Consider the following 26,267-nt stretch of genomic DNA (forward strand, 5'->3'; position numbering starts at 1 on the left):
CGGGCCGATCGTCTCGCGCATCAGCGCCAGGCGACCGGCCACCAATCGCGCACCAGATCCAGCAGCTGGTCGGACGTGACCCCGAACACCGCCACCGAGATCAGCGCAGCGGCCCAGCCCACCAGCAGCAGCGCGCCGTCGCGCTCCAGCAGGGCCAGCGCGAACAGCAGCAGGATCAGCCCGAAGAGGTAGTTGGTGAACGGGATCGGCAACGTCAGCAGGACGCCGACCAGCACCAGCAGCACGCCGGTGAACATCTGCGCCGGAATCCGGTCCAGCATGCCGTGCAGGCGTGGCTTGAGCAGCCGGTCCAGGCGTTGCAGCGTCGGCGCAAGCCGCGCGACGAAACGCTGGCTGGTGCTGCGGCGCGGCCCGCGCTCGCCGATGAAACGCGGCACCCACGGCTTGCGCAGGCAGCACAGCATCTGCAGCCCGATCAGCACCGTCAGCGGGCCGCTGATGCCGCCGGCCACGCCAGGAATGGGAATGAACGAGGGCAGGATCGCCAGGAACAGAAACACGCCGAACGCGCTCTGCTGCAGGTCGGCCAAAATCTCGCGCACCCGCAACACCTGCGCCGGATCGCCTTCGCTGAAGGCCGCCAGCAGGCTGCGGATGCCTTCGTTGCGATAGCGCATCTGTTCGCCGTCGGCCGCATCCGGCGGCGGCACGCCGTTATCCGACGATGTCATCGCTGCCCTCGTCGCCGACACGGCTCAGCAGCAGCTTGTCCACGCGCGCGCCATCCAGATCGACGATCTCGATGCGCCAGCCGGCCCAATCGAAGAATTCGCCCGCCTGCGGAATGCGCCCGAAGTAGTAGATGCACAGGCCGGCGAGCGTGTGATAGTCGCCTTCGTCGGCTTCCGGCAGTTCGGCGCCCAGCACTTCGCGCAGTTCCTCCACCGGCAGCGACCCGTCGATCAGCAGCGAGCCGTCGGCGCGCGTGACCACCAGCGCATCCTCGTCGGTGTTTTCCACCGCCTGCAGACGGCCGACCACCGCACCCATCAGGTCGCTGATGGTCACCAGTCCACGGATCTCGCCGTATTCGTCCACCACCAGCGCCATCGACTGCTGTTCTTCGCGAAAGATCTCCAGCAGCTTCATCGCATGTGTGGACTCGGACACGAACAAGGTATCGCGCAGCGCCTGGAAAAGATTCTCGCCGTGCCCACCCATGCGCGTGACCAGCGACTTGACCTCCAGCACGCCGGCGATGTCCTGGTCGCTGCCGCGGTAGACCGGGTAGCGCGAGAATTCGTGCTCGCGCATCACCTGCAGATTGCGTTCCGGCTCGGCATTGGCATCCAGCCAGGCGATGCGGTTGCGCGGGGTCATCAGGCTGTCGGCGGTGCGGTCGCCCAGCCGCATCACGCGATTCATCATGTCGCGCTCGTGCGCATCGATCACGCCGGCCTCGTGGCTTTCGGCCACCAGCATGCGGATCTCCTCTTCGGTCACCGATGCCGATTCGTCCTTGCCCATGCCGAGCATGCGCAGCACCAGCCGGGTCGAGCGCGCCAGCACCCACACGCCGGGGGCGGCGATTTTCGCCAGCCAGGCCATCGGCACCGCAACCACCCCGGCGATGTCCTCGGAGTTGCGCAGCGCCAGACGCTTGGGCACCAGTTCGCCGAAGATCAGCGTCAGGAAGGTGATCAGCGCCACCGCCAGCGTGCTGCCGATCACCACCGAATACGGACGCGGCTTGCCGACCAGTTCGAACGAGGCCGACAGTGCCGGGAACAGCCCCTGCAGCCAGCTGCTGATGGCCTCGCCGATCGCCTCGCCACCGAACACGCCGGTCAGGATGCCGATCAGGGTAATGCCGATCTGCACCGTGGACAGGAAGTTTTCCGGGCTTTCGGCCAGTGCCAGGGCGCGCGCAGCGCGCTTGCTGGAGCCGGCCATCTGCTTCAGCCGGCTCTTGCGCGAGGTCATCAGGGACATTTCCGACATCGCGAAGAAGCCGTTCAACAGGATCAGCGCGATGACGATCAGAAACTCAACCACGGGCGTCTTCCCCGGTCAGTGAAGGGGAGGGCGGGCGAGCACTGGGTTGGCCGGCGCGCACAAGGGCGGGGCGGCAACGGGGGAATATAGGGTCGTCTTCCATAGGGTGCACCCGAGGGCGCGGGAGCATGTTAGCAAACCACAGGGTGGTTCGAGCCGGGAAATGCCGATGTGAAGGCCACTTGTGGCGCCGAGATACCCAGACAGGTCATGGAACGGTCATAATTCGCGCTTGGCGTCCGTCTCTCCCTCGACGGCAGGAAGTTCTCCACCCATGTTCTCGTTGCAGACCATCTTCGGTTCCGGCAAGCAGTTCTATGCGCTCCTGAACGAAGCGGCGCAGGCCGCCTACGACAGCACCAAGGCCTTGCACGCCATGATGCGCACGTCCGACCGCCAACCCGCGCTGGACGCCTTCAAGCTGGCCCGCCTGCGCGAACGCGCCGCCTCCGACAAGATCGGCCAGGCGCTGGTGGACAGCTTCATGACCCCGATCGAACGCGAGGACATCGAGGCGCTGGGGTCGGCGCTGTACAAGATTCCCAAGCAGGTCGAGAAGTTCGCCGACCGGTACTCGCTGGCCACCAAGCATCTGGAGCACATCGACTTCGCCCCGCGCGCGGCGATGCTGGAACAGGCCGCCGCGGTGGTGGTGGAGATGGTGACCGACCTGCCGCACATGAACATCGATCGCATGACCGCGCTCAACGACAAGCTGCGCATGCTGGAAAACGAAGCCGACCGGCTGATGCTCGAGCTGTACCGCGACATCTATTCCGGCCGCCTGGACACGCTGCAGATGTTCCTGCTCAAGGAATTCTTCGAGATCCTGGAAAAGGCCATCGACCGTTGCCGCGAGGCCGGGGTGGTGGTGTACCAGATCGTATTGAAGAACAGCTGAGGCCGCCGCGTGCTTACCCTAGTCCTGGTGGTGATCCTGGCGGCGTTGGTGTTCGAGTTCATCAACGGCTTCCACGACACCGCCAACTCCATCGCCACCGTGGTCGCCACCAAGGTGCTGTCGCCGGGTTGGGCGGTGATGCTGGCCGCCGGCATGAACCTGATCGGGGCGCTCACCGGCACCGCGGTGGCGCTGACGATCGCCTCCGGCCTGCTCAACACCGAGGTGGTCGAGGTCACCCCGCAGGTGATCCTGTGCGCGCTGCTGGGCGGCATCATCTGGAACCTGATCACCTGGTGGAAGGGCCTGCCGTCGTCGTCCTCGCACGCCTTGATCGGCGGGCTGTGCGGCGCCGGCCTGGCGGCCGCGCACAACAACTGGAACGCCTTGATCTGGTCGGAAAACATCGGCAACTGGGCCAAGAACAAGGGCCTGCTGTGGAAGGTGTTCGTGCCGATGATCACCTCGCCGATCGCCGGCTTCCTGCTCGGTATCGTGGTGATGCTGCTGCTGTGGGCGATCATCGCCGGCATGGCCAGGCTGGGCGGGCCGATCGGGCGGCTGGCGCGTCCGCGCTGGGTCAATGCCTTCTTCGGCAAGGCGCAGATCGCCTCGGCCGCCTACATGGGCTATGCCCACGGCCATAACGACGCGCAGAAGACCATGGGCATCATCGCCATGACCCTGATCGGCGCGCAGTCGGCCGGTGCACTGGACGAGCTGCCGGGCTGGCTGTCGTTCCTGCATCCGGGCACCGGGCTGGCCGCAGGCGCCGGCATTCCGATGTGGATCGTGCTGACCTGTGCGGTGGTGATGGCCGCCGGTACCGCTTCCGGTGGCTGGAAGATCATCAAGACGCTCGGCCACAAGATGGTCAAGCTGCATCCCATCCACGGCTTTGCCGCGGAAACCAGCTCGGCGACCGTGCTCACCGTGGCCGCGCACTTCGGCATGCCGGTGTCGACCACGCACAGCATTTCCACCGCGATCATGGGCGTGGGCTTTGCCAAGAATCCGCGCTCGCTGCGGCTGGGCGTGATCGAGCGCATCGTCTGGGCCTGGATTCTGACCATCCCGGCCGCGGGCGGCGTGGCGTATGTGATCCTGCGCTGCTTCGAGTGGTTCGGCTGGACCTGAGCGATGTCGCGCGATGGTCACCTCGGTCGGCGAGCATGCGCGCCGACTGCAGGGCGTCCGGTTGCAGGGCATCCGGTTCGACCCTGATATCCCAACGCGTCCTGCCTGAGGAAACGCGCCGATGATGCTTGCGCTGGTGTGCGTGCTGTTCCTGCTGTCCTGGTTGACCGGCCGCCGGCGCTGGCTGCGCAGTGCGCGTGCGCTGGCGGCGGCCACGCTGGCCCTGCTGCTGCTGGTGGGCTGCGGCCCGTTGGCGAGCTGGATGCTGCACGGCTTGCAGCAGACCGGCGTCAACGACTTCAACGACTGGCGCGCGCGCAACATGATCGTGCTGCTGGGCGCAGGGACGGTGCGGCCGGATGGCCCCGACGCCACCGCCGAGTCCAACATGTTCGCCTATGGCCGCATCGTCGAATCGGCGCGGCTGTACCGGCAGTGCCGTGCGCACGGCGGCGACTGCAAGATCGAGATCAGTGGCGGCGATGCACGCGGACTGGGCCTGTCCGAGGCAGTGGTGTACCGAAAGGTGCTGATCGGGCTCGGGATCGATCAGGCCGACCTGATCATGGAGCCGTCCAGCATGAACACCTGGCAGAACGCGCAGTTCAGCCAGCCACTGCTGCGCACGTACCGCCCCGACCGCGTCGTGCTGGTGTCCTCGGCCACCCATCTGCGGCGCGCCGAACTGTATTTCCGCCATTTCGGCATCGATGCCACGCCGGTACGGTCGGACTGGCTGACCGCGTCCTGGGCGTGGTTGCCGCAGAGCTACAACTTCACCGTGGCCGATGTCGCCCTGCACGAGTATCTGGGCATTGCGCGTTATCGGGTCTACGAGTGGCTGGGGTGGAATGTGAGGGCTGCGGCGCCTGGGGCGTTGTGAATGGGGAATCGGGAGTAGAGAGTCGGGATTCGGGAAATCGGGATTCGGAAATGGGGATTCGGGATTCGTAACAGCTGGTGCGCGTTTTGGTTTGTTCGGCTGATTTGAATCTCGACGGCAGCGAGTGGTGTTGAACGTTGACGCGGGCAAGTCACATGTGTGGCAGCCCGAAACCACTATTGGCTTTGCCGGTGGCTTGGCGACGGGTTGGTACGCGCGCGCCGTCGGTGTGCTGCATCGCCAGCCGCGTGTGCGGCCGGCGATGGCTGTGCTCAGCGGGTTTCGTACAGCGCCTTGACGTCGTTGCGGAACGCGGCCTGGCTGTCGGGGCGGTTGTAGAACATGTGACCGCCGGGATATTCGCGCACCTGCACGCGCGTGGGGTCGCCCATCGCCGGCATCTGGTCCACGGTCAGCACCGAGCCCATGAACGGGCAGGAGAGATCGTTCCAGCCATGTGCGATCAGTACACGCAGCTTGGGGTCGATCGCCACCGATTGACGCAGCTGCGTCACCGCGCCCTTGCGCAGTTCGTCGCCCCATTCCCACGCCGTATTGACCTCGTAATTGATCGCCTGATAGCGGGCATCGACTTTCCAGCCGACGACCCGGGTGACGAAGTCCACCATCGCGGTGGTGGTCGGCGCGATGATGCTGTCCAGCAGCGGGTCGTTGGCGCGCTGCTCCGGATCGTTGGGGAAGGGGTCGAACGCGGTGACGTTGGAGTCGTAGCGGCTGCCCAGCTCGCCCTTGTCGCGGAACACCTCGCGCAGGTATGCCTGGGTTTCCAGGCGTCCGCCGGAGCGGCGCACATAGGTCGCGTCCAGTCCGGTCATGCGGGCGACCTGTTGCAGCATCGCCTCGGTCGCCTGCGGGTCGGTGCGGCCCTTCATCAGCGCCACCGCGTAGTCGCCGCGGGTGTAGTCGATCACCTGGCGCATCGCCGTGTCGCTGAGCTGGCCCTGGCGCTCCAGATGCGCGGCGGCGATCGAGGGCAGGGTCAGCATCCACGCCAGCGGCGAGACATCGCTGTTGTCGTCCAGGGTCGGGTTGAGGTACGGCGACACCAGCACCACGCCGTTCATCGCCACGCCGAGGCGGGTCTGCAGGTACTGGGTGATGCGCGGTCCGCGGAAGCCACCATAGCTTTCGCCGACCAGATACTTGCGCGTCTGCAGGCGGCGATTCTTCAGCAGCCAGTCGTAGATCACGCGCGAGAGATATTCCACGTCGGCCTGCGGGTTGTAGAACTGCTTCTTGGCCTCGTCGTCGCCGATGAGCGCGCGGCTGAAGCCGGTGCCGACCGGGTCGATGAACACCAGGTCGGTGAAGTCCAGCCAGGTGCCCGGATTGTCGCGCAAGGTCGCCGGTGCGGACGCGCTGTCGCCTTCGGCGCCGAAGCCGACCACCTTCGGCCCGATCGCGCCCATGTTCAGATAGACCGACGACGCGCCGGGCCCGCCATTCAATGCAAAGGTCACCGGGCGGTCCTTGCCATCGACCGTGTAGGCGGTGAACACCACTTCGCCGGTGGTCCTGCCCTGCGCGTCGCGCACCGGCAGCGTGCCGACGGTTGCGGTGTAACTCAGCGAGCGCCCGGCCACGCGCGTGCTTTGCCGCACGCTGGCATCGGCCGGCAGTGGCGCGGGTTTGGCCACCGCCGCGTCGGATTTGGTATCGGGTTTTGCATCGGTCTTGTCGGGCGCATCGGCCAGCGCCGTCCCGCTGAGCAGGACGCAGGCCAGCAGGCTGGCGCGGAGAAAAAAGGACATGAGCATCGGACGTTCGGCAGGGGAGCGACGATGCTAGGCCCCCGGCGGCGCCCGATGGATGTGCACAAAGGCACATGTGTCGCGTCGGCCGACGCCGCATGCCTGGCATGGCGCCGTCTGTGCCGCGGCAGGCAGCCGTCTGACCCAGAGGGCGAGGTTTGGGCAGGCTGCTGAAATAGGCATCGACCTAAGAGAAAACCGATGACACTCCCTTCTCCCGTCGGGAGAAGGTGCCCCGCAGGGGCGGATGAGGGTCCGGGGCGCAGCCTCAGGCGGTTACTTACCCGGTGGCTTCGCACGTACCCTCACCCCAACCCCTCTCCCGAGGGGAGATGGGCTTGACCTGTAGGGCCTTCACGCTTTCCAGAGGTCTTAAACTTCCAGCGACGCCAGATCGCCCTTGGTCTCCAGCCACTGCTTGCGATCGCCGGCGCGCTTTTTGGCCAGCAACATGTCCATCAGCGAGCGGGTCTGTTCGCCATCGTCGATGGTCAGCTGCACCAGGCGACGCGTATCCGGATGGATGGTCGATTCGCGCAGCTGCTGCGGATTCATCTCGCCCAGGCCCTTGAAGCGGGTGACGCTGACCTGGCCCTTGATCTTCTCGCGCGCGATCTTGTCCAGCAGCGTGGTCTTTTCCTCTTCGTCCAGCGCATAGAACACCTGCTTGCCCACGTCCACGCGGAACAGCGGCGGCATCGCCACGAACACATGGCCGGCGGCAACCAGCGCCGGGAAATGCTTGAGGAACAGCGCGGTCAGCAGGGTGGCGATATGCAGGCCGTCCGAGTCCGCATCGGCCAGGATCACCACCTTGCCGTAGCGCAGCCCGGTGATGTCGTCCTTGCCCGGATCGCAGCCGATCGCGATCGCCAGGTTATGCACTTCCTCGGAGGCCAGCACGCTGCCCGAAGCCACTTCCCAGGTGTTGAGGATCTTGCCGCGCAGCGGCAGGATCGCCTGGAAATCCTTGTCGCGCGCCTGCTTGGCCGAGCCGCCGGCCGAGTCGCCCTCGACCAGGAACAATTCGGTGCGCGACAGGTCCTGGCTGATGCAGTCGGCCAGCTTGCCGGGCAGGGCCGGGCCCTGGGTGACCTTCTTGCGGACGATCTGCTTTTCGGTCTTCAACCGCGCGCTGGCGCGGTCGATGGCGATCTGCGCGATCTTCTCGCCGATCTCCACGTTCTGGTTCAGGTACAGGCTGAAGGCATCGTGCGCGGCGCCTTCGATGAAGCCGGCGGCCTGGCGCGAGGACAGGCGCTCCTTGGTCTGCCCGGAGAACTGCGGGTCGGTCATCTTCAGGCTGAGCACGAAGGTGACCCGGTCCCACACGTCTTCCGGCGCCAGCTTGACCCCGCGCGGCAGCAGGTTGCGGAAGTCGCAGAACTCGCGCAACGCATCGGTCAGGCCCGAACGCAGGCCGTTGACGTGGGTGCCGTGCTGCGCGGTCGGGATCAGGTTGACGTAGCTTTCCTGCACCAGCTCGCCTTCCGGCACCCAGGCCGCCGCCCAATCGACGATCTCGGTGTCCTTCTTCAGGCTGCCCGCGAACAGGTCGGCCGGCAGCAGCTCGTGGGCGGCCATCTCGCCCTTGAGGTAGTCGCGCAGGCCGTTCTCGAAGTACCAGCTGTCCTGCTCGCCGGTGGCCTCGTCGTGCAGCTTGACGGTCAGGCCGGGGCACAGCACCGCTTTGGCGCGCAGCAGGTGGCGCAACGCGCGCACGTTGAACTTGGGCGTGTCGAAGTACTTGGGATCGGCCCAGAAGCGCAGCCGCGTGCCGGTGTTCTTCTTGCCGACGGTGCCCACCACTTCCAGCTTGGATGCGGCGTGGCCGTCGCGGAACTCCATGCGGTGCTCGCTGCCTTCGCGCTTGATGAACAGTTCGACCTTGGTCGACAGCGCATTGACCACGCTCACGCCCACGCCATGCAGGCCGCCGGAGAAGGTGTAGTTGCGGTTGCTGAACTTGCCGCCGGCATGCAGCCGGGTCAGGATCAGCTCGACACCGGGAATCTTTTCTTCCGGGTGCATGTCCACCGGCATGCCGCGGCCGTCGTCGGACACCTCGCAGCTGCCATCCTTGTACAGGGTCACTTCGACCTGCCTGGCATGACCGGCCAGCGCCTCGTCGACCGAGTTGTCGATCACTTCCTGCGCCAGGTGGTTCGGGCGCGCAGTGTCGGTATACATGCCAGGGCGGCGTTTGACCGGGTCCAGGCCCGACAGCACTTCAATATCGGCGGCGTTATAACGGGTGTTCATGCATCTCGTTGGCACGTGAAACGACGCGCAAGTGTGGGGGCTGGGCCGATTTTTTGCACGCGACCGACGTTCAGTGCAGGGCGGGGTGCGGCTGGATACCCTGGCGTTGGATTCGGAACCAAACGTCCCCACCTGAGGATGTCACCGAAACCGGAGGACACCATGAAGTTCAAGCACATTCTGATGCTCACCCTCGGTGCTGCCGCAGTGGCCGCGCTTCCTGCCCTGGCCCAGGCGGCCCCGCAGCAGACCGGGCAGGGCACCGGCGCCAGCGCGCAGAAGGCCGACGACGCCAAGGCCAAGACCGAAGCCGAGCGCAAGGCCGAACGCCGTGCCGCCGCCGCGGCGCACAAACCCAAGGCCGATGACGCCCCGCGCGAGGAAGAGGAAGAAGAAAAGCCGGCGCGCTGATGCCAGTGCGAGTCGGCGCCACGCCACACAGACGCCCCGGTCTTGGCCGGGGCGTCTGCATTTGGGCGCCAGGCGCGCGCTCTTTCGCCGCTGTGACGACATGATCGTCACGCAACCCTTGGGCATTCGCCCGTCACCCGCTAAACTATGGCTTTCCGGGAGGCTCCAAGCCCCATGACCCCCCTGATTTTTGTTACCGGCGGCGTAGTGTCCTCGCTAGGCAAGGGCATTGCCGCCGCTTCGCTTGCCTCCATTCTGGAAGCGCGTGGCCTGAAGGTCACGATGATGAAGCTGGACCCCTACATCAATGTGGACCCGGGCACGATGAGCCCGTTCCAGCATGGCGAGGTCTACGTCACCGACGACGGCGCCGAGACCGACCTGGACCTGGGTCACTACGAGCGCTACGTGCGCACGCGGCTGTCGCGCAAGAACTCGGTCACCACCGGCCGCATCTACGAGAACGTGATCCGCAAGGAGCGTCGTGGCGATTACCTGGGCGCCACCGTGCAGGTGATCCCGCATATCACCGACGAGATCCGCCGTTGCATCGACGAGGCCACCGCCGGCTTCGACGTGGCGCTGATCGAGATCGGCGGCACCGTCGGCGATATCGAGTCGCTGCCGTTCCTGGAGGCGATCCGCCAGGTGCGCACCGAGCGGGGCGCCGAAAAGGCCATGTTCATGCACCTCACGCTGGTGCCATACATCGCCGCCGCTGGCGAGCTGAAGACCAAGCCGACCCAGCACTCGGTCAAGGAACTGCGCTCGATCGGTATCCAGCCGGACGTGCTGCTGTGCCGTTCCGAGCAGGCGGTTCCGGATTCGGAGCGCCGCAAGATCGCGTTGTTCACCAACGTCTCCGAGCGCGCGGTGATCAGCTGCCCCGATATCGACGTGCTGTACGGCATGCCGCTGGAACTGCGTCGCCAGGGCCTGGACGAGTTGGTCATCGATCAGTTCAAGCTGCGCGACAAGGTGGCTGCGCCCGACCTGTCCGAATGGGCGGCGGTGGTGGATGCGGTCAAGCATCCGCTGGACGAGGTCACCATTGCAGTGGTCGGCAAGTACGTCGACCACCAGGACGCCTACAAGTCGGTGGCCGAAGCGCTGCGTCACGGCGGTCTGCGCCAGCGCACCAAGGTCAACCTGAAGTGGCTGGAAGCGCAGGACCTGGAAGGCAGCGACATGGCAGCGCTGCAGGATATCGACGGCATCCTGGTGCCCGGCGGCTTCGGCGACCGTGGCTTCGAAGGCAAGGTGCTGACCTCCAAATACGCGCGCGAGCACAAGGTGCCGTATTTCGGCATCTGCTACGGCATGCAGGCGGCGGTGGTGGACTATGCCCGCCACGTGGCCGACCTGGACGCAGCAAACAGCACCGAGAACGATCGCCAGTCGCCGCACCCGGTGATCGGCCTGATCACCGAATGGCGCACCGCCACCGGCGAAGTGGAAAAGCGCGACGAGAAATCCGACCTGGGCGGGACCATGCGCCTGGGTCTGCAGGAGCAGCGGCTCAAGCCGGGCACGCTGGCGCGCGAGGTGTACGGCAAGGACGTGGTCGCCGAACGCCATCGCCACCGCTACGAGTTCAACAACCGCTACCGCACCCAGCTGGAAGACGCCGGCCTGGTGATCTCCGGCAAGTCGATGGACGACACGCTGGTGGAGATGGTGGAGCTGCCGCGCGAAGCGCACCCGTGGTTCCTGGCCTGCCAGGCGCATCCGGAATTCCTCTCCACCCCGCGCGACGGGCATCCGCTGTTCATCGGCTTCGTGCGCGCCGCGCGCGAGAAGAAGGCGGGCGGAAAACTGCTGAAGGAAGCGCGTGCGTGAGCCGCTTGTTCTCCCTGCGGGAGACGCGGGCGCGCCGTGCCGGATGAGTAGGCACCGCAACGCACCGGCAGATGGCAGCCATGGCGAACGCGTCGCCATGCGCCGGCCTAGGCAAGCCATCGGGCTTGACCAGCGCGTTGCAATCGCCCCCTCATCCCAACCCCTCTCCCGACGGGAGAGGGGCTCAATCAATAAGGTGACCTGATGAAACTCTGTGACTTCGACGTCGGCCTGGATCAGCCGTTGTTCCTGATTGCCGGCCCCTGCGTGATCGAGTCGATGCAGCTGCAGCTCGACGTGGCCGGCAAGCTCAAGGAGATCACCGGCAAGCTGGGGATCAACTTCATCTTCAAGTCGAGCTTCGACAAGGCCAACCGCACCTCCGGCACCAGCTTCCGCGGCCCGGGCCTGGAAGAAGGCCTGAAGGTGCTGGAAGCGGTGAAAAAGCAGATCGGCGTACCGGTGCTGACCGATGTGCACGAATACACCCCGATGAACGAGGTCGCCGCCGTCGTCGACGTGTTGCAGACCCCGGCCTTCCTGGTGCGCCAGACCGACTTCATCAAGAACGTCTGTGCCGCCGGCAAGCCGGTCAACATCAAGAAGGGCCAGTTCCTGTCGCCATGGGACATGAAGCCGGTGGTGGACAAGGCCAAATCGACCGGCAACGAACAGATCATGGTCTGCGAACGTGGTGCCTCGTTCGGCTACAACAATCTGGTCAGCGACATGCGCTCGCTGAGCGTGATGCGCGATACCGGCTGCCCGGTGGTGTTCGACGCCACCCATTCGGTGCAGTTGCCGGGCGGGCAGGGCAGCAGTTCCGGCGGCCAGCGCGAATTCGTGCCGGTGCTGGCGCGCGCCGCGGTGGCGGTGGGCATTTCCGGCCTGTTTGCCGAAACCCATCCGGACCCGTCCAAGGCCTTGTCGGACGGCCCCAACGCCTGGCCGCTGGACAAGATGGAAGCCCTGCTGGAGACACTGCTGGCGCTGGACACCATCACCAAGCGTCACGGCTTTCTCGAACAAGGCGTCTGATCAGGCAATGCGGTGGCGCGCGCGGCCGCTGCTGCGTGGTCCGTTAGCGCCGCGGATGCGGATGTGGCGCCGGTGTTCGCACAACGGTACCGCGTGTGACAGCTGCAGCTGACGCCGCTGCACTGCGCAGTCCGTACTGCCGCCCACCTGCTGCTCCGGCGTCCTGACGTGTCGCCATCGCGGTGGCCGCATGCTCACGCCATTTGGCAAGCCGCAGTCCTGCGGCGATAATCCGGCAGCTTGTTTCCGGTGTCCTTCCCCCTTACTGGTAACCGATCGACCTATGACCACTATCGCCAAGATCCTCGCCCGCGAAATCCTCGACTCCCGCGGCAATCCCACGCTGGAGGCCGAAGTCACGCTGGACGACGGCTCGTTCGGCCGCGCCGCCGTGCCCTCGGGCGCCTCGACCGGCACCAAGGAAGCGGTGGAACTGCGCGATGGCGACAAGACCCGCTACCTGGGCAAGGGCGTGCTGCACGCGGTGCAGAACGTCAACGGCACCATCGCCGAGACGCTGAAGGGCTTCGATGCCGCCGACCAGCAGGGCCTGGACCGCCGCCTGATCGATCTGGACGGCACCGAGAACAAGGGCCGCCTGGGCGCGAATGCGCTGCTGGGTGTTTCGCTGGCCGCCGCGCATGCCGTGGCAGCCTCGCGCAAGCAGCCGTTGTGGCAGTACCTGTCCACCATCACCGAATCGGATGTGGCGCTGCCGGTGCCGATGATGAACATCATCAACGGCGGCGCGCATGCCGACAACAACGTCGACTTCCAGGAGTTCATGGTGCTGCCGGTCGGTTGCAGCTCGTTCTCCGAAGCGCTGCGTGCCGGTACCGAGATATTCCACGCGCTCAAGTCGGTGCTCAAGGGCCACGGCCTGAGCACGGCAGTCGGCGACGAAGGCGGCTTTGCGCCGGACTTCCGCAGCAATGTCGAAGCGCTGGACACCATTCTCGAGGCGATCGGCAAAGCCGGCTACACCGCGGGCGAAGACGTGCTGCTGGGCCTGGACGTGGCTTCCAGCGAGTTCTACGACAACGGCAAGTACAACCTGGTCGGCGAGAACAAGCGCCTGACCAGCGAGCAGTTCGTCGACTTCCTGGCCGACTGGGTCGCGCAGTATCCGATCATCAGCATCGAAGACGGCCTGGCCGAGGACGACTGGGCCGGCTGGAAGCTGCTCACCGACCGCGTCGGCAAGAAGGTGCAGCTGGTCGGCGACGACCTGTTCGTCACCAACCCGAAGATCTTCAAGCAGGGCATCGACTCGGGCACTGCCAACGCGATCCTGATCAAGGTCAACCAGATCGGCACGCTGACCGAGACGCTGGAGGCCATCGCGATGGCGCACGCGGCCAACTATGCCTCGATCGTCTCGCACCGTTCGGGCGAAACCGAAGACACCACCATCGCCGACATCGCCGTGGCCACCACCGCCACCCAGATCAAGACCGGCTCGCTGTGCCGCAGCGATCGCGTCGCCAAGTACAACCAGTTGCTGCGCATCGAGCAGGCGCTGGGCTCCGGCGCACGCTACGCCGGCCGCGACGCGTTCGTTTCGATCAAGCGATAAGCCGTGCGCAACTGGCGCTGGCTACTGCTGGTGCTGGCGGTGCTGCTGGCTTGGCTGCAGTACCGCTTCTGGTTCGGGCCTGGGAATTCCGGCGAAGTCATGATGCTGGAAGCCCAGGTCGCGCATCAGACACAGGACAACGAAGGTCTGCGCCAACGCAACCAGGCGTTGGCAGCAGAGGTGAAGGATTTGAAGGACGGCGAGGCGGCAATCGAGGAACGCGCGCGCAGCGAGCTGGGCATGATCAAGCCGGGCGAGACGTTCTATCGCGTGGTCGAGGATGCACCGCCGCTGCCGCCCGCGGTGGCCGCGCCGTCGGCCGCACCCGTCGAGCCCGACGCGCCGGCGGAACAGCCATGACCGGTTCGATCTGGGCGATCGTGCCGGCCGCCGGGCGCGGCACGCGCTTTGGCGGGCAGACCCCCAAACAATATCTGCCCGCCGCCGGGCAACCGCTGATGGCCTACACGCTGGCGGCGCTTGCCGCGCATCCGGTGGTGGCCGGCATCGTGGTGGCCATCGCGCCCGACGATGCGGATTGGCCGGGCTGGACGTCGGTGCAGGCCAAGCCGGTGCTGACCTGCGTCGGCGGCGGGACACGTGCGGCATCGGTGCTGGCCGGATTGCTGGCCTTGCCCGAGAGCGTGCGCGCCGATGACTTTGTGCTGGTGCACGACGCCGCGCGGCCCAATCTCGGCCTGGCCGACCTGGAGCGCCTGCTGGAAATCGGCCGCGGCGATCCGGTCGGCGCGATCCTGGCTGCACCGGTGCGCGACACCCTCAAGCGTGCCGGCGACGATGGCGGCATCGATGCCACCGAACCGCGCGAGCGGCTGTGGCGCGCGCTGACCCCGCAGCTGTTTCGTCGCCATCAATTGATCCGCGGCCTGACCGAAGCGTCGGCCGCCGGCGTGGACGTGACCGACGAGGCGATGGCGATGGAGCGGCTGGGATTGCGCCCGTTGCTGGTGGAAGGTGCCGAAGACAACTTCAAGGTGACCACGCCAACGGATCTGGCGCGCTTCGAATTCGAGCTCGCACGCCGCGGCGTGGCGGTGGATGCCGAATTGGTGGCCACACGCAACGATGCGGTGGTTGCCGATGCCAATCACGACGTCAACACGCGTTAGGGCGGCTGTCGAACGATTGCGAGGCCGGTTTGCGGAACCGACTGTGTAGGCCACTCGTACACTGCGGTCTGTTTACAGCGTCCATGCCGACCTAAACGACTGCTTGCTCCCTGTTGTTGGGCACTCTCACTCACCACGGATTTTCCATGTCTTTCAATTTTCGAATCGGTCAGGGCTACGACGTGCATGCGTTCGGCGCGGGCGACCACGTGATGCTGGGCGGCGTGCGCGTCGCGCACAGCCATGGCGTGCTTGCGCACAGCGATGGCGACGTGGTGCTGCATGCGCTGTGCGATGCAATGCTGGGTGCGCTGGCGCTGGGCGATATCGGGCAGCACTTTCCGCCATCCGATGCGCGCTGGAAGGATGCCGACAGCGCGCAGTTCCTGCAGCATTGCGATCATTTGCTGCGCGAGCGTGGCTGGCGTGTCGGCAATGCCGATGTCACCGTGATCTGCGAGCGTCCCAAGATCGGCCCGCATGCGCTGGCCATGCGCGAACGCATTGCCGGCCTGCTGGCGATCGAGCTCGATGCGGTCAGCGTCAAGGCCACCACCAGCGAAAAACTCGGTTTCACCGGCCGCAGCGAGGGCATTGCGGCGCAGGCGGCGGTATTGCTTGGCAAGATCGCCGCATAACCGCAGCCGGCAAGGCCGGTGCCCACCGCCGGCCGGGCACGGACGGTGCCAGGCGATGGTGCCAGGCACAGCGCTCATCACGCATGCCCTGCATGCACCGTCCACACGCATCTGACCACTGCCGGCCAGGTTTCTAGCCGTTCCACATCGCGGTTGCCCGCGCCGGGCTCATCTTGGCGTTGCAACGCGACATCACCGCGCCGAGGCATTCGGCACACAGCGCACGACCTGTCGGCGCGAAGGTAAATCACAGCATGAGCGACACCTCTGTTCTGCCACGTGCGCATGGCGCTGCGGTGCTTGGCGCGGCAATGCGCAGCACGCCCGACGATTTTCAGGTCGATGAGCTGCCGGCTTTCGAGCCCTCCGGTGAGGGCGAGCACCTGTTGCTCACCATCCGCAAGCGTGGGCAGAACACCGCCTATATCGCGAAGAAACTCGCGCACTGGGCCGGGATCGCCGAGATGGGCGTCAGCTACGCCGGCCTGAAGGACCGCCATGCGGTTACCACGCAGCGCTTCAGCGTGCATCTGCCCAAGCGCATCGCGCCGGAGCTCGCCACGCTCGATGACGACGAGATGCAGGTCATCGACAGCACCTGGCACAACCGCAAGCTGCAACGCGGCGCACTGCTGGGCAATCGTTTCGTGTTGACGTTGCGCCAGGTGGAAGGCGAACGCGCTGCGATCGAGCAGCGCCTGCAGGCGATCGCCGCGCGCGGTATCCCGAACTGGTTTGGCGAACAGCGTTTCGGTCGCGATGGCGGCAACGTGGCCTCCGCGCTGGCGATGTTCGGCTACCAGTCCAATGCCGACGGCACGTTGTCAGCGGCGCCGGCATCCAGGCGGCGGCTGCGCAACGATCAGCGCTCGATGCTGCTGTCGGCGGCGCGCTCGGCGTTGTTCAATCGAGTGCTCAGCGCACGCGTGGGGCAGGGCACCTGGGACACCGCACTGGAGGGCGAGGCGTGGATGCTGGACGGCTCGCGCAGCGTGTTCGGCCCCGAGCCGTTCAGCGAGGCACTGGCAGAGCGCCTGGCGCGCTTCGATATCCATCCCAGCGGGCCGTTGTGGGGTGCCGGCGAGCTGCGTTCGACCGGCCAGGCCGCGGCGGTGGAGCAGGGCGCCTTGTCCGATCCGCAATCCGACGCGCTGCGCCACGGCCTGGAAGCAGCGGGCCTGAAGCAGGAGCGCCGCGCACTGCGCCTGCATCCGCAACAGCTGGAGTTCCGCTGGCTGGATGCACACAGCCTGCAGCTCGAATTCGCACTGCCGCCCGGTTGCTACGCCACCGCGGTGCTGTGGGAGCTCGGCGAGGTCAGCGACGCCGGCCGTCTCAACACCGGCCCGCGCTCCGACGCCTAGGCCTGCCCGGTGGTCGTCAGCCGCCCGGCAAACACGCCAACGCGTAGGAGCGGACCAGGCCGCGACGGGCTTTCCCCTCAGCCCGTCCCCACGCAAGCGCATGCCTGCAATCCAGGTCGGTAACCGGCCACCCAAGCGGCCCTAACGCCGCGCCAACAACACCAGTAACGCCCCCGTGCCACCCTGGGTGGCAGGCGCGGAATGAAACGCCAGCACGTCATTGCGTTGACGCAGCAGGCGATCCATCAGGTTCTTCAACACCGGCGCACCGTTGTCCGACTGCAGCCCCTTGCCGTGGATGATGCGCACGCAGCCATGGTCGTGCGCATGTGCCTCCAGCAGGAACTGCCGCAGCAGGGATTCGGCCTGCGTGGCGGTGGCGCCATGCAGATCCAGTTCGTCCTGGATCGAGAACTGCCCGCGCTTGAGCCGTTGAAACAATCGGGTGGGAAGATTCTCGCGTCGGTAGCTGGCGGTATCTCCGGCTTCCAGTGGCGCGCTGTCGCGCAGCAGGCGTGCGAATTCGGTGTGCGCTTCGGCGTCGTCGCGCTCGGCCATGCGCGCGCGCGGCTTGGGGCGCGGCTTGGCATTGGCCGGTGGGGCGACCTCGCGAATCGGCTTGACCGCGCCGATCGCTGCGCGGAACAGCGCGCCGTCGTCTTCGTCTTCTGGATGCGACATGGTCACAGCGTAACGTGCCCAACCTCAGGTGCAAGCGAAGATCAAGCGCGAAGGGCGCGGACGCATCCGGTATCATGGCCCGGTTTTCCGAGGAGTCCCATGCGCGTACTGGTTAGCAACGACGACGGTGTCGACGCCCCCGGCATCCAGATTTTGGCCGAGGCGCTGCGCCATGCCGGTCATGAAGTGATGGTGGTCGCGCCCGACCGCGACCGCTCCGGCGCCAGCAATTCGCTGACGCTGGATGTGCCGATCCGCACCCGCCGCATCGACGCGCAGACCTGCGCGGTGGCCGGCACGCCGACCGACTGCGTGCATCTGGCGCTGACCGGCATGCTCGATTACGAGCCGGATATCGTGGTCTCCGGCATCAATAACTCGGCCAATCTCGGCGACGACGTGATCTATTCGGGCACCGTGTCCGCCGCGATGGAAGGCCGTTTCCTCGGCCTGCCGGCGGTGGCGGTGTCGCTGGTGACGCACAACCATGAGGCGCACAACTACCAGAGCGCCGCACGCGCGGCGGTGGAGATCGTGGCGCGGCTGAAGGCCGACCCGCTGCCCGCCAACACCATCCTCAACGTCAACGTGCCGGATCTGGCCTGGTCGGATGTGCTCGGTTTCGAGGTCACCCGGCTCGGCAACCGCCATCGTTCCGAACCCTGCGTGCCGCAGCGCGATCCGCGCGGCCGCACCGTGTACTGGATCGGCCCGGCCGGGCCGGAGCAGGACGCCGGCCCCGGCACCGACTTTCACGCCGTGCGCACCGGGCATATCTCGATCACCCCGATCCATGTCGACCTGACCCGCTATCAGGCGTTGGAGACGGTGGCCGGCTGGGTGGGCGGGTTGACCGCCGCGCTGGATACCCCGGCATGACGCCCAGGCTGCGCCTGCAACCGGAATCGGTCGGGATCGGCATGACCTCGCAGCGCGTGCGCGACCGGCTGGTCGAGCGCCTGCGCGAGGCCGGCATCCAGGACGAAGCCACGCTCAACGCGATGCGCACGGTGCCGCGCCATCTGTTCATCGATGAAGCGCTGGCCTCGCGCGCCTACGAAGACACCGCCCTGCCGATCGGCCACGGCCAGACCATCTCGCAGCCCTGGGTGGTCGCGCGGATGACCGAGGCGGTGCTGCAGGTCGGCCCGACCAGGGTGCTCGAAGTCGGCACCGGCTCCGGCTACCAGGGCGCGATCCTGGCCGCGCTGGGGCTGGAGGTGTACACGGTTGAGCGCATCGGCGACCTGCTGCGGCAGGCGCGCAAGCGCTTCCGGCATCTGGGCATGAATGTGCGCAGCAAGCACGACGACGGCCGCATCGGTTGGCCCGAACACGGCCCCTACGATGCCATCGTGGTCACCGCCGCCGCCCCGGCACTGGTCGATGCGCTGGTCGATCAGCTGGCGGTCGGCGGCCGGCTGGTGGCCCCGGTCGGTGGCGCCTCGTCGCAGTCGCTGGTGCAACTCACGCGCGCTGCCGACGGCGCGATCGAGCAGCAGGTTCTGGCGCCGGTCACGTTCGTCCCGCTGTTGTCGGGCATGCTGGATTGAATCCATGAGAGTTCCTCGATGAAGATCTTCGGGCCGTTGTACGACGTGGCCATTCGTTGGTCGCGCAATCGCCGCGCTCCGGCGCTGCTGACCGGCCTCAGTTTCGTGGAGGGCTTCATCTTCCCGGTGCCGCCGGAGGTGATGCTGGCGCCGATGTCGCTGGCCGAACCCAGGCGCGCGTTGTGGTTCGCCACCTTGAGCCTGCTCGGCTCGGTCTGCGGCGCGCTGGTCGGCTATCTGCTGGGCCATTTCGCCTTTGCCGCATTGTCGCCGCTGATCGAATGGCTGGGCTGGAGCGCGAAGATCCAGGCGCAGATCGAAACCCTGCGCACGCTGGTCGCCGATTCGCCGTGGAAGGCCTTCTGGGCGCTGGTGCTGGTGGGCTTCACCCCGATTCCGCTGAAGATCTTTACCTGGGCCTCGGGCGTGGTCGGCGTGCCGATCCTGCCCTTCATCGCCAGCATGCTGGTGGGGCGGGGCAAGCGCGTGTACCTGGTGGCCGGCGCGATCCGGCTGGGTGGGGCGCGTGCGGAAGCCGCGTTGCATCGCTGGATCGAGCCGCTGGGCTGGGTGGCCATGGCCGTGCTGGCAGTGGGAGCAGGGTGGCTGGCGTGGAAGACAACCAACGGATGAGCAAGTTGCAGATGAATTCGGTATGTAAGACAGCAGTCCTGCTCGCAGTGGCCATCGGGCTGGCCGCCTGCAGCAGCGCCACGGTGGTGCGTTCGCCTGGAGCCGGCGGCGGTTCGGCGTCTGCACGTCCGTCAGCGGCGCCACGTCCGTCGGTGCCGCGCCCGGGCGCGACCGTCACCGTTCAGCGCGGTGACACGCTGTACGCCATCTCGCGCCGCACCAACATCACCGCGCCAGATCTGGCGGCCTGGAATGGCCTGTCCTCGCCGAACACCATCTATCCCGGCCAGACCCTCAAGCTCTACCCGCCCGGGGCCAGCAAGCCTGGCGGCAGCACCTCCACTGCCGGCACGGTGGTTCCACCGCGCCCGAGTGCCCCGGTCGCAGCGCCGGTCAGCAGCGGATTTCCGTGGCGCTGGCCGGCCGATGGCGTGGTGGTCGGCACCTTCGTCACCGGCGAAACCACCAAGCAGGGCGTGGACATCGCCGGCGCCAGCGGGCAGGCAGTGCGCGCTGCCGCCGATGGCGTGGTGGTGTACTCCGGCGCGGGCCTGGTCGGCTACGGCGAGCTGATCATCATCAAGCACAACGACCAGTGGCTGTCCGCCTACGGGCACAACCGCAAGCGCCTGCTCAACGAAGGCCAGAGCGTCAAGGCCGGCCAGCAGATCGCCGAGATGGGCCGCAGCGGCGCTGCCCGCGACATGCTGCACTTCGAGATCCGCTACAACGGCAAGCCGGTGGATCCGATGCTGTATCTGCCGAAGAAGTGAATCGGGAGTACGGAATAGGGAATCGCAACAGCCTTGGGCCGGGGCTTTATTGATGGATGGCGGACGACGCCTGACCTGAGCAGGGCATCTAAGGCTCGGTAAATTTCGCTTGACAGCGAAGTTTCAGTCCAGCCTGCTTTCCCGATTCCCGATTCCCGATTCCCGATTCCCGATTCCCGATTCCCTAATCAGCCTTCCAGAATCATCGCCAGCGCCACCCGGCGGCCTTCGCTGGCCAGCACGTTGTAGGTGCGTGCGGCGGCCGCATTGGTCATCGCTTCCAGGCCGATGCCGCGGGTCAGGCAGGCTGCCAGCACGTCCGTCTTCGGAAACTGCTGCCGCTCGCCGGTGCCGAGCAGGATCACCGCCGGGGCAAGTGCCAGCACCGCGTCCATATGCGCGACCTGGAGCTGCGCCAGGCCGGGCACCGGCCAGCCTTCCACCAGCTGGTCGGGCATCAGGATGAAGCTGCGCTGCAGAATCTGGTCGTTCACCTTGGCATGGCGGCCATCGGCCGCGCGCAGCGCATAGGTGTAGTCGGGGTGTTCCTGGCTTAAAGGCATGGCGAACTCGTCTGTCAGCCGCGCGGCAGCACGATCTGACGCTTTTCCTTGCTGGGGCGGTACAGGATGGCGACATGGCCGATCCGCTGCACCAGCGCGCTGCCGGTGTGCTGGGTCAGTTCGGCGATCATGGCGTCACGGGCCTCGCGATCCTCCGATGTCACCTTCACCTTGATCAATTCGTGGCGCTCGAGCACTTCCTCGAGTTCGGCCAGAAATGCCGGCGTGACCCCTTTGCCCCCGGTCTGCAGCAGTGCCTTGAGATCGTGGGCCTGGCCGCGCAGGAAACGGTTCTGGGCGGAGGTGAGAACAATGGACATGCAGGATCAAAGGGAAGCAAAGGGTGTTCAGGGTATCATGGCGACCCGTTCAGACCCCTTTGCCGATGCCTTCCCGTAGTAAAAGCAGCCAGCGCTGGCTCAAGGAACACTTCGCCGATCCGTTCGTCAAGAAGGCGCAGGCCGAAGGCATGCGCTCGCGCGCGGCCTACAAGCTGGAAGAACTGCTCCAGCGCGACCGTCTGCTCAAGCCGGGCATGGTGGTGGTCGACCTGGGCGCGGCGCCGGGCGGCTGGTCGCAGCAGGTACGCAAGTCCATGGGCGACAGCGGCCGGGTGGTGGCGCTGGATATCCTGGAGATGCCGCCGCTGGCCGGGGTGGAGTTCCTTCACGGCGACTTCAGGGAGCAAACCGTCCTATCGGAATTCGAGGCGATGCTGGGCGATGTGCCGGTGGACCTTGTGCTGTCCGATATGGCCCCCAATAAGAGTGGCATGGACGCGGTCGACCAACCGCGGATGATGCACCTGGCGGAACTGGCGATGGAATTTGCCGATATCCACCTCAAACGGGGCGGGGCGTTCCTGATCAAGTTGTTCCAGGGCGTTGGGTCCGACGACTACATTCGTGAGCTTCGCCGCCGCTATGACAAGGTGACGATTCGCAAACCGGCGGCCTCGCGCAAGCGCTCCCCGGAAGTTTATGCGCTCGGTCAGGGCAAGCGTGCCCAGATCAAGTAAGCTGCCAATGACCACCGTGTTTCAAGAATTGAAGAGTAGAGGGCACCGGAGCCAATGAGGATGAACGACTTGACCAAGAATCTGCTGTTGTGGGTGGTCGTCGCGGTTGTGCTGATGGTCGTCTTCCAGAGCTTCTCGCCGCGGATGGCGGGCGGTGTCGGCCCCGACGCGATTACCTACACCCAGTTCCTGAAGGAAGTGGATGCCGGGCGCGTCAAATCGGTGGACTACACCGACGAGACCAATCTGGCGGTCAACGCGATCCGCTTCAAGCGCACCGACGGCAGCGAAGCCACCGTATACGGGCCGCGCGACGACAAGCTGGTCGACGTGCTGTACAGCAAGAACATCGAAATGACCCGCCAGAAGCCCTCCACCGGGCCGGGTTTCTGGTCGTTGGTGCTCAATTTCCTGCCGGTCATCCTGATCATCGGCTTCTGGCTGTTCATCATGCGCCAGATGCAGGGCGGTGGTGGCGGTGCCAAGGGCGCGATGAGCTTCGGCAAGTCGCGCGCCAAGCTACAGGGCGAGGACCAAGTCAAGATCACCTTTGCCGACGTCGCCGGTTGCGACGAGGCCAAGGAAGAAGTCAGCGAGCTGGTCGACTTCCTGCGCGACCCGACCAAGTTCACCAAGCTGGGCGGCAAGATTCCGCGCGGCGTGCTGATGGTCGGCCCGCCGGGTACCGGCAAGACGCTGCTCGCCAAGGCGATTGCCGGCGAGGCCAAGGTGCCGTTCTTCAGCATCTCCGGTTCCGACTTCGTCGAGATGTTCGTGGGCGTTGGCGCCAGCCGCGTGCGCGACATGTTCGAGCAAGCCAAGAAGCATGCGCCCTGCATCATCTTCATCGATGAGATCGATGCCGTTGGCCGTCATCGCGGCGCCGGTCTGGGCGGTGGACACGACGAGCGCGAGCAGACCCTGAACCAGTTGCTGGTCGAGATGGACGGTTTCGAGGGTGGCGAGGGCGTGATCGTGATCGCTGCGACCAACCGCCCCGACGTGCTGGATCCGGCGCTGCTGCGTCCGGGCCGTTTCGATCGCCAGGTCGTGGTCGGCCTGCCGGACGTCAAGGGGCGCGAGCAGATCCTGCGTGTGCACATGCGCAAGCTGCCGTTGGCCGACGACGTGGTGCCGATGGTCATCGCACGCGGTACGCCGGGCTTCTCGGGTGCCGACCTGGCCAACCTGTGTAACGAGGCGGCGTTGTTTGCCGCGCGCGGCAGCGAGAAGGAAGTCCGCATGGACCACTTCGACCGTGCCCGCGACAAGATCCTGATGGGGGCCGAGCGCCGCTCGATGGCCATGAGCGAAGACGAAAAGACGCTCACCGCCTACCACGAGGCAGGCCATGCCATCGTCGGCCGTCTGGTGCCCGAGCATGACCCGGTCTACAAGGTCACGATCATTCCGCGTGGTCGCGCCCTGGGCGTGACGATGTATTTGCCGGAAGGCGATCGTTACTCGATGAACCGCGTGGCGATCGAGTCGCAGCTGTGCTCGCTGTACGGCGGCCGCGTGGCCGAGGAGCTGATCTTCGGCGGTGACAAGGTCACCACCGGTGCGTCCAACGACATCGAGCGTGCGACCAAGATGGCGCGCAACATGGTCACCAAGTGGGGCCTGTCCGACGAGCTGGGCCCGGTGGCCTACGGTGAGGAGGAAGACGAGGTGTTCCTGGGTCGTTCGGTGACCCAGCACAAGAACGTCTCCGACGAGACCGCGCGCATGATCGACGAAGTGGTGCGTTCGATCCTGGACAAGGCCTACAGCAAGACCAAGGCCATCCTCACCGAGAACCTGGACAAGCTGCACGCGATGTCGCAGCTGCTGTTGCAGTACGAGACCATCGACGTGCCGCAGATCGACGCCATCATGGAAGGCCGCGAGCCGCCACCGCCGGCCGGCTGGGGCAAGTCCGACAAGGACGGCGGCAACAACAACGACAAGGGCAGCCCGCGTCCGTTGGCGCCGATTGCCGGGCCAGCCGAGCAGCTGTAACGCCCGCATCGGTCAGCTGCAGAAGCATTCATCAAGGCCGGGAAGCGATTCCCGGCCTTGATGCGTTATACGGCCACATCGCCGACCACGCCCTACCGCAACCCCTCCAAGGAGACACCCCCGATGTTCGACACCGCCCTCAAGCTGGATTGCGCCGGTCGCGAACTGCGACTGGACGCGCCGCAGGTGATGGGGATCGTCAACGTCACCCCGGATTCGTTTTCCGATGGCGGCCAGCACGCCAGTTGCGAAGCCGCCATCGCGCATGGCCTGCGCCTGGTCGAGCAGGGCGCTGCGCTGCTGGATATCGGCGGCGAATCCACCCGTCCGGGGGCAACCCCGGTATCGCTGGACGAAGAGCTGCAGCGCGTGATCCCGGTGATCCAGGCATTGGCGCAGCACACCGGCGTGCCGATCAGTGTGGATACCTTCAAGCCGGAGGTGATGCGCGCAGCGATCGCGGCCGGCGCCGGCATGATCAACGACGTGCACGCGCTGCGTTCGCCCGGCGCATTGGATGCCGCGGCCGAACTGCGGGTGCCGGTGGTGTTGATGCATGCACGCAGCGCACCCCATGCGATGCAGGACGCGCCGTATTACGACGACGTGGTGGCCGAGGTGCATCGCTTCCTGGCCGAACGCATCTTCGCGGCGGAAATGGCCGGTATCGACAAGCGCCGGTTGATCCTCGACCCGGGGTTCGGGTTCGACAAGACCACCACGCACAATCTCACCGTGCTGGCGCAGTTGCAGCGCCTGCAGGAGTTCGGCCTGCCGATCCTGGCCGGGCTGTCGCGCAAGCGCAGCATCGGTGAACTGACCGGGCGCCAGGTCGCCGCAGAACGCGTGTACGGCTCGGTCGCCGCGCACCTGATCGCTGCCCAGCATGGTGCGATGGTGCTGCGCGTGCACGATGTGGCCGCTACCGTGGATGCCCTGAAGGTGTGGAGCGCGATGGCGGCGATCCCGCTGCCACGCGTGAGCGCGCCTGCGGCACCGAGCATTCGCTGGCCGGACGAGGACTGATGCCGGCCGACCGACGTCCGCTGGCGATTGCATTGATGGGGCCGACCGCCAGCGGCAAGACCGCGCTGGCACTGGAGGCAGCGCAGCGCTGGAACGGCGAGATCGTCAGTGTCGATTCGGCGCTGGTGTATCGCGGCCTGGACATCGGCGCGGCCAAGCCGGATGCCGCGATGCGCGCGGCGGTGCCACACCATCTGATCGACCTGCGCGATCCCTGGCAGATCTATTCGGCGGCGGAATTTGCCAGCGATGCGCGGCAGGCGATCGGGCAGATCGTGGCGCGCGGCAAGCTGCCGATTCTGGCCGGCGGCACCGGGCTCTACTTCCGCGCCGTGCTGGAAGGGCTGTCGCAATTGCCCGAGGCCGATCCGGCGGTACGCTCGGCCATCGCAGCCGAAGCCGAACAGCTCGGTTGGGCCAGGCTGCATGCGCAGCTGGCGGACGTGGACCCGATCGCCGCTGCGCGCATCCATACCACCGATCCGCAGCGGATCCAGCGCGCCCTGGAGGTCTATCGCATCAGCGGCAAGCCGATCAGTTACTGGCAGGCGCTACCGCCGGGGCCACGTCTGCCGGTGCGGGTGCTGAAGGTCGTACTGGCACCGCGCGAGCGCGCAGTGCTGCATGCGCGCATCGAACGACGCCTGGACATGATGCTGGCACAGGATTTCCTGGCCGAAGTGGAACGTCTCCGAGCACTGCCGCAACTGCGCGCGGTCGCCGCGCCGCTGGATCTGCCAGCGGTGCGCGCGGTGGGGTATCGCCAGGCCTGGGAGTATCTGGATGGGGCCGGTAGCCTGGCTGAGTTCCGCGGCAGGGCGGTGCAGGCCACCCGCCAACTGGCCAAGCGGCAACTCACCTGGCTGCGTGGCGAGCTCGACGCACGCTGGTTCGACCCGGACACTGACCGGCATCGACTGGAACGCGCACTTGTCGGCTTCCTCGGTCAACGTCCCGATGTACCGCAGGCTTCAGGCGTGTAACATCCCGTTTCCGGGACCGGCTGGGGATGGCAGGTGTCGACCGGGACTATAAGAACAATAATGACGAGG

At 66.3% G+C, this 26,267-nt stretch carries 26 protein-coding genes; 19 read left to right on the forward strand and 7 right to left on the reverse strand.

Annotated elements, in window-relative coordinates:
* Positions 1–20 precede the first annotated feature (20 nt).
* Positions 21–692 (reverse strand): exopolysaccharide biosynthesis protein, encoded by a 672-nt coding sequence (locus H7A87_RS08800; RefSeq protein ID WP_166766939.1) that lies wholly within the window; start codon positions 690–692, stop codon positions 21–23.
* A complete protein-coding gene (locus tag H7A87_RS08805) occupies positions 676–2,016 on the reverse strand; it encodes a hemolysin family protein (RefSeq protein ID WP_104582877.1) in 1,341 nt (446 codons plus the stop codon). The genes H7A87_RS08800 and H7A87_RS08805 overlap by 17 nt, the downstream gene beginning before the upstream one ends.
* Before the next feature lie 274 nt (positions 2,017–2,290).
* On the opposite strand from H7A87_RS08805, the gene H7A87_RS08810 reads away from it, so the two are divergent.
* The 3 genes from H7A87_RS08810 to H7A87_RS08820 all read left to right on the forward strand — a co-directional run bounded on the left by H7A87_RS08810 (position 2,291) and on the right by H7A87_RS08820 (position 4,937).
* Positions 2,291–2,917: a DUF47 family protein gene (locus H7A87_RS08810; protein WP_104532321.1), complete on the forward strand. Its 627-nt coding sequence runs from the start codon at positions 2,291–2,293 to the stop codon at positions 2,915–2,917.
* Between the two features lie 9 nt (positions 2,918–2,926).
* Complete coding sequence (locus H7A87_RS08815) at positions 2,927–4,054, forward strand: inorganic phosphate transporter (protein ID WP_104582878.1); 1,128 nt, start codon at positions 2,927–2,929, stop codon at positions 4,052–4,054.
* Positions 4,055–4,175: 121 nt separating this feature from the next.
* Positions 4,176–4,937: a YdcF family protein gene (locus tag H7A87_RS08820; RefSeq protein ID WP_119128391.1), complete on the forward strand. Its 762-nt coding sequence runs from the start codon at positions 4,176–4,178 to the stop codon at positions 4,935–4,937.
* Positions 4,938–5,209: 272 nt separating this feature from the next.
* Here the strand turns inward: H7A87_RS08820 and H7A87_RS08825 are convergent, their stop codons facing one another.
* Positions 5,210–6,709: a S10 family peptidase gene (locus H7A87_RS08825; protein WP_119128452.1), complete on the reverse strand. Its 1,500-nt coding sequence runs from the start codon at positions 6,707–6,709 to the stop codon at positions 5,210–5,212.
* 372 nt (positions 6,710–7,081) lie between these two features.
* Positions 7,082–8,971, reverse strand: a complete 1,890-nt coding sequence (gene parE, locus H7A87_RS08830; RefSeq protein ID WP_104582880.1) for a DNA topoisomerase IV subunit B — start codon at positions 8,969–8,971, stop codon at positions 7,082–7,084.
* 162 nt (positions 8,972–9,133) lie between these two features.
* On the opposite strand from parE, the gene H7A87_RS08835 reads away from it, so the two are divergent.
* From H7A87_RS08835 to truD, 8 genes are all read left to right on the forward strand, one after another.
* Positions 9,134–9,382 (forward strand): hypothetical protein, encoded by a 249-nt coding sequence (locus H7A87_RS08835; RefSeq protein WP_164739315.1) that lies wholly within the window; start codon positions 9,134–9,136, stop codon positions 9,380–9,382.
* Between the two features lie 174 nt (positions 9,383–9,556).
* Positions 9,557–11,221: a CTP synthase gene (locus tag H7A87_RS08840; RefSeq protein ID WP_119128392.1), complete on the forward strand. Its 1,665-nt coding sequence runs from the start codon at positions 9,557–9,559 to the stop codon at positions 11,219–11,221.
* A 204-nt stretch (positions 11,222–11,425) separates the two neighbouring features.
* Positions 11,426–12,259: a 3-deoxy-8-phosphooctulonate synthase gene (gene kdsA / locus H7A87_RS08845; RefSeq protein ID WP_119128393.1), complete on the forward strand. Its 834-nt coding sequence runs from the start codon at positions 11,426–11,428 to the stop codon at positions 12,257–12,259.
* Between the two features lie 283 nt (positions 12,260–12,542).
* Entirely contained in the window at positions 12,543–13,835 is a 1,293-nt protein-coding gene (eno, locus tag H7A87_RS08850; protein ID WP_104582883.1) for a phosphopyruvate hydratase, read from the forward strand.
* A 3-nt stretch (positions 13,836–13,838) separates the two neighbouring features.
* Entirely contained in the window at positions 13,839–14,195 is a 357-nt protein-coding gene (ftsB, locus tag H7A87_RS08855; protein WP_016904016.1) for a cell division protein FtsB, read from the forward strand.
* A complete protein-coding gene (gene ispD / locus H7A87_RS08860) occupies positions 14,192–14,965 on the forward strand; it encodes a 2-C-methyl-D-erythritol 4-phosphate cytidylyltransferase (RefSeq protein ID WP_104582884.1) in 774 nt (257 codons plus the stop codon). Before ftsB ends, ispD begins: the two co-directional genes overlap by 4 nt.
* A 146-nt stretch (positions 14,966–15,111) precedes the next feature.
* A complete protein-coding gene (ispF, locus tag H7A87_RS08865) occupies positions 15,112–15,603 on the forward strand; it encodes a 2-C-methyl-D-erythritol 2,4-cyclodiphosphate synthase (protein WP_104582885.1) in 492 nt (163 codons plus the stop codon).
* A 254-nt stretch (positions 15,604–15,857) separates the two neighbouring features.
* Positions 15,858–16,967: a tRNA pseudouridine(13) synthase TruD gene (gene truD / locus H7A87_RS08870; RefSeq protein WP_115676774.1), complete on the forward strand. Its 1,110-nt coding sequence runs from the start codon at positions 15,858–15,860 to the stop codon at positions 16,965–16,967.
* Between the two features lie 141 nt (positions 16,968–17,108).
* Here the strand turns inward: truD and H7A87_RS08875 are convergent, their stop codons facing one another.
* Positions 17,109–17,648: a Smr/MutS family protein gene (locus tag H7A87_RS08875; RefSeq protein WP_164739314.1), complete on the reverse strand. Its 540-nt coding sequence runs from the start codon at positions 17,646–17,648 to the stop codon at positions 17,109–17,111.
* 99 nt (positions 17,649–17,747) lie between these two features.
* On the opposite strand from H7A87_RS08875, the gene surE reads away from it, so the two are divergent.
* The 4 genes from surE to H7A87_RS08895 are packed head-to-tail and all read left to right on the forward strand — an operon-like array spanning position 17,748 to position 20,607.
* Complete coding sequence (surE, locus tag H7A87_RS08880; protein ID WP_104582888.1) at positions 17,748–18,527, forward strand: 5'/3'-nucleotidase SurE; 780 nt, start codon at positions 17,748–17,750, stop codon at positions 18,525–18,527.
* Positions 18,524–19,201, forward strand: a complete 678-nt coding sequence (locus H7A87_RS08885; protein WP_104582889.1) for a protein-L-isoaspartate(D-aspartate) O-methyltransferase — start codon at positions 18,524–18,526, stop codon at positions 19,199–19,201. Before surE ends, H7A87_RS08885 begins: the two co-directional genes overlap by 4 nt.
* An 18-nt stretch (positions 19,202–19,219) precedes the next feature.
* Positions 19,220–19,834: a YqaA family protein gene (locus tag H7A87_RS08890; protein WP_104648524.1), complete on the forward strand. Its 615-nt coding sequence runs from the start codon at positions 19,220–19,222 to the stop codon at positions 19,832–19,834.
* On the forward strand, positions 19,831–20,607 hold the full coding sequence (locus tag H7A87_RS08895) for a peptidoglycan DD-metalloendopeptidase family protein (RefSeq protein ID WP_180496951.1): 777 nt from the start codon (positions 19,831–19,833) through the stop codon (positions 20,605–20,607). The genes H7A87_RS08890 and H7A87_RS08895 overlap by 4 nt, the downstream gene beginning before the upstream one ends.
* Positions 20,608–20,795: 188 nt before the next feature.
* Here the strand turns inward: H7A87_RS08895 and H7A87_RS08900 are convergent, their stop codons facing one another.
* Positions 20,796–21,170, reverse strand: coding sequence for an Mth938-like domain-containing protein (locus H7A87_RS08900; protein ID WP_119128394.1), 375 nt, complete (start codon positions 21,168–21,170; stop codon positions 20,796–20,798).
* Between the two features lie 14 nt (positions 21,171–21,184).
* Positions 21,185–21,490, reverse strand: coding sequence for a ribosome assembly RNA-binding protein YhbY (gene yhbY / locus H7A87_RS08905; protein ID WP_104582892.1), 306 nt, complete (start codon positions 21,488–21,490; stop codon positions 21,185–21,187).
* 65 nt (positions 21,491–21,555) lie between these two features.
* Here yhbY and rlmE point away from each other — a divergent pair, with 65 nt between their 5' ends.
* The 4 genes from rlmE (at position 21,556) to miaA (ending at position 26,198) form a co-directional block, all read left to right on the forward strand.
* Positions 21,556–22,188 (forward strand): 23S rRNA (uridine(2552)-2'-O)-methyltransferase RlmE, encoded by a 633-nt coding sequence (rlmE, locus tag H7A87_RS08910; RefSeq protein WP_119128395.1) that lies wholly within the window; start codon positions 21,556–21,558, stop codon positions 22,186–22,188.
* Positions 22,189–22,248: 60 nt separating this feature from the next.
* Positions 22,249–24,189: an ATP-dependent zinc metalloprotease FtsH gene (ftsH, locus tag H7A87_RS08915; RefSeq protein WP_164739312.1), complete on the forward strand. Its 1,941-nt coding sequence runs from the start codon at positions 22,249–22,251 to the stop codon at positions 24,187–24,189.
* A gap of 123 nt (positions 24,190–24,312) precedes the next feature.
* Positions 24,313–25,215 (forward strand): dihydropteroate synthase, encoded by a 903-nt coding sequence (gene folP / locus H7A87_RS08920; RefSeq protein ID WP_119128453.1) that lies wholly within the window; start codon positions 24,313–24,315, stop codon positions 25,213–25,215.
* Complete coding sequence (gene miaA, locus H7A87_RS08925) at positions 25,215–26,198, forward strand: tRNA (adenosine(37)-N6)-dimethylallyltransferase MiaA (RefSeq protein WP_115677093.1); 984 nt, start codon at positions 25,215–25,217, stop codon at positions 26,196–26,198. Before folP ends, miaA begins: the two co-directional genes overlap by 1 nt.
* Positions 26,199–26,267: the final 69 nt, after the last annotated feature.

This window comes from Xanthomonas sp. CPBF 426 (genome assembly GCF_903989465.1).
Lineage (GTDB): Bacteria > Pseudomonadota > Gammaproteobacteria > Xanthomonadales > Xanthomonadaceae > Xanthomonas > Xanthomonas euroxanthea.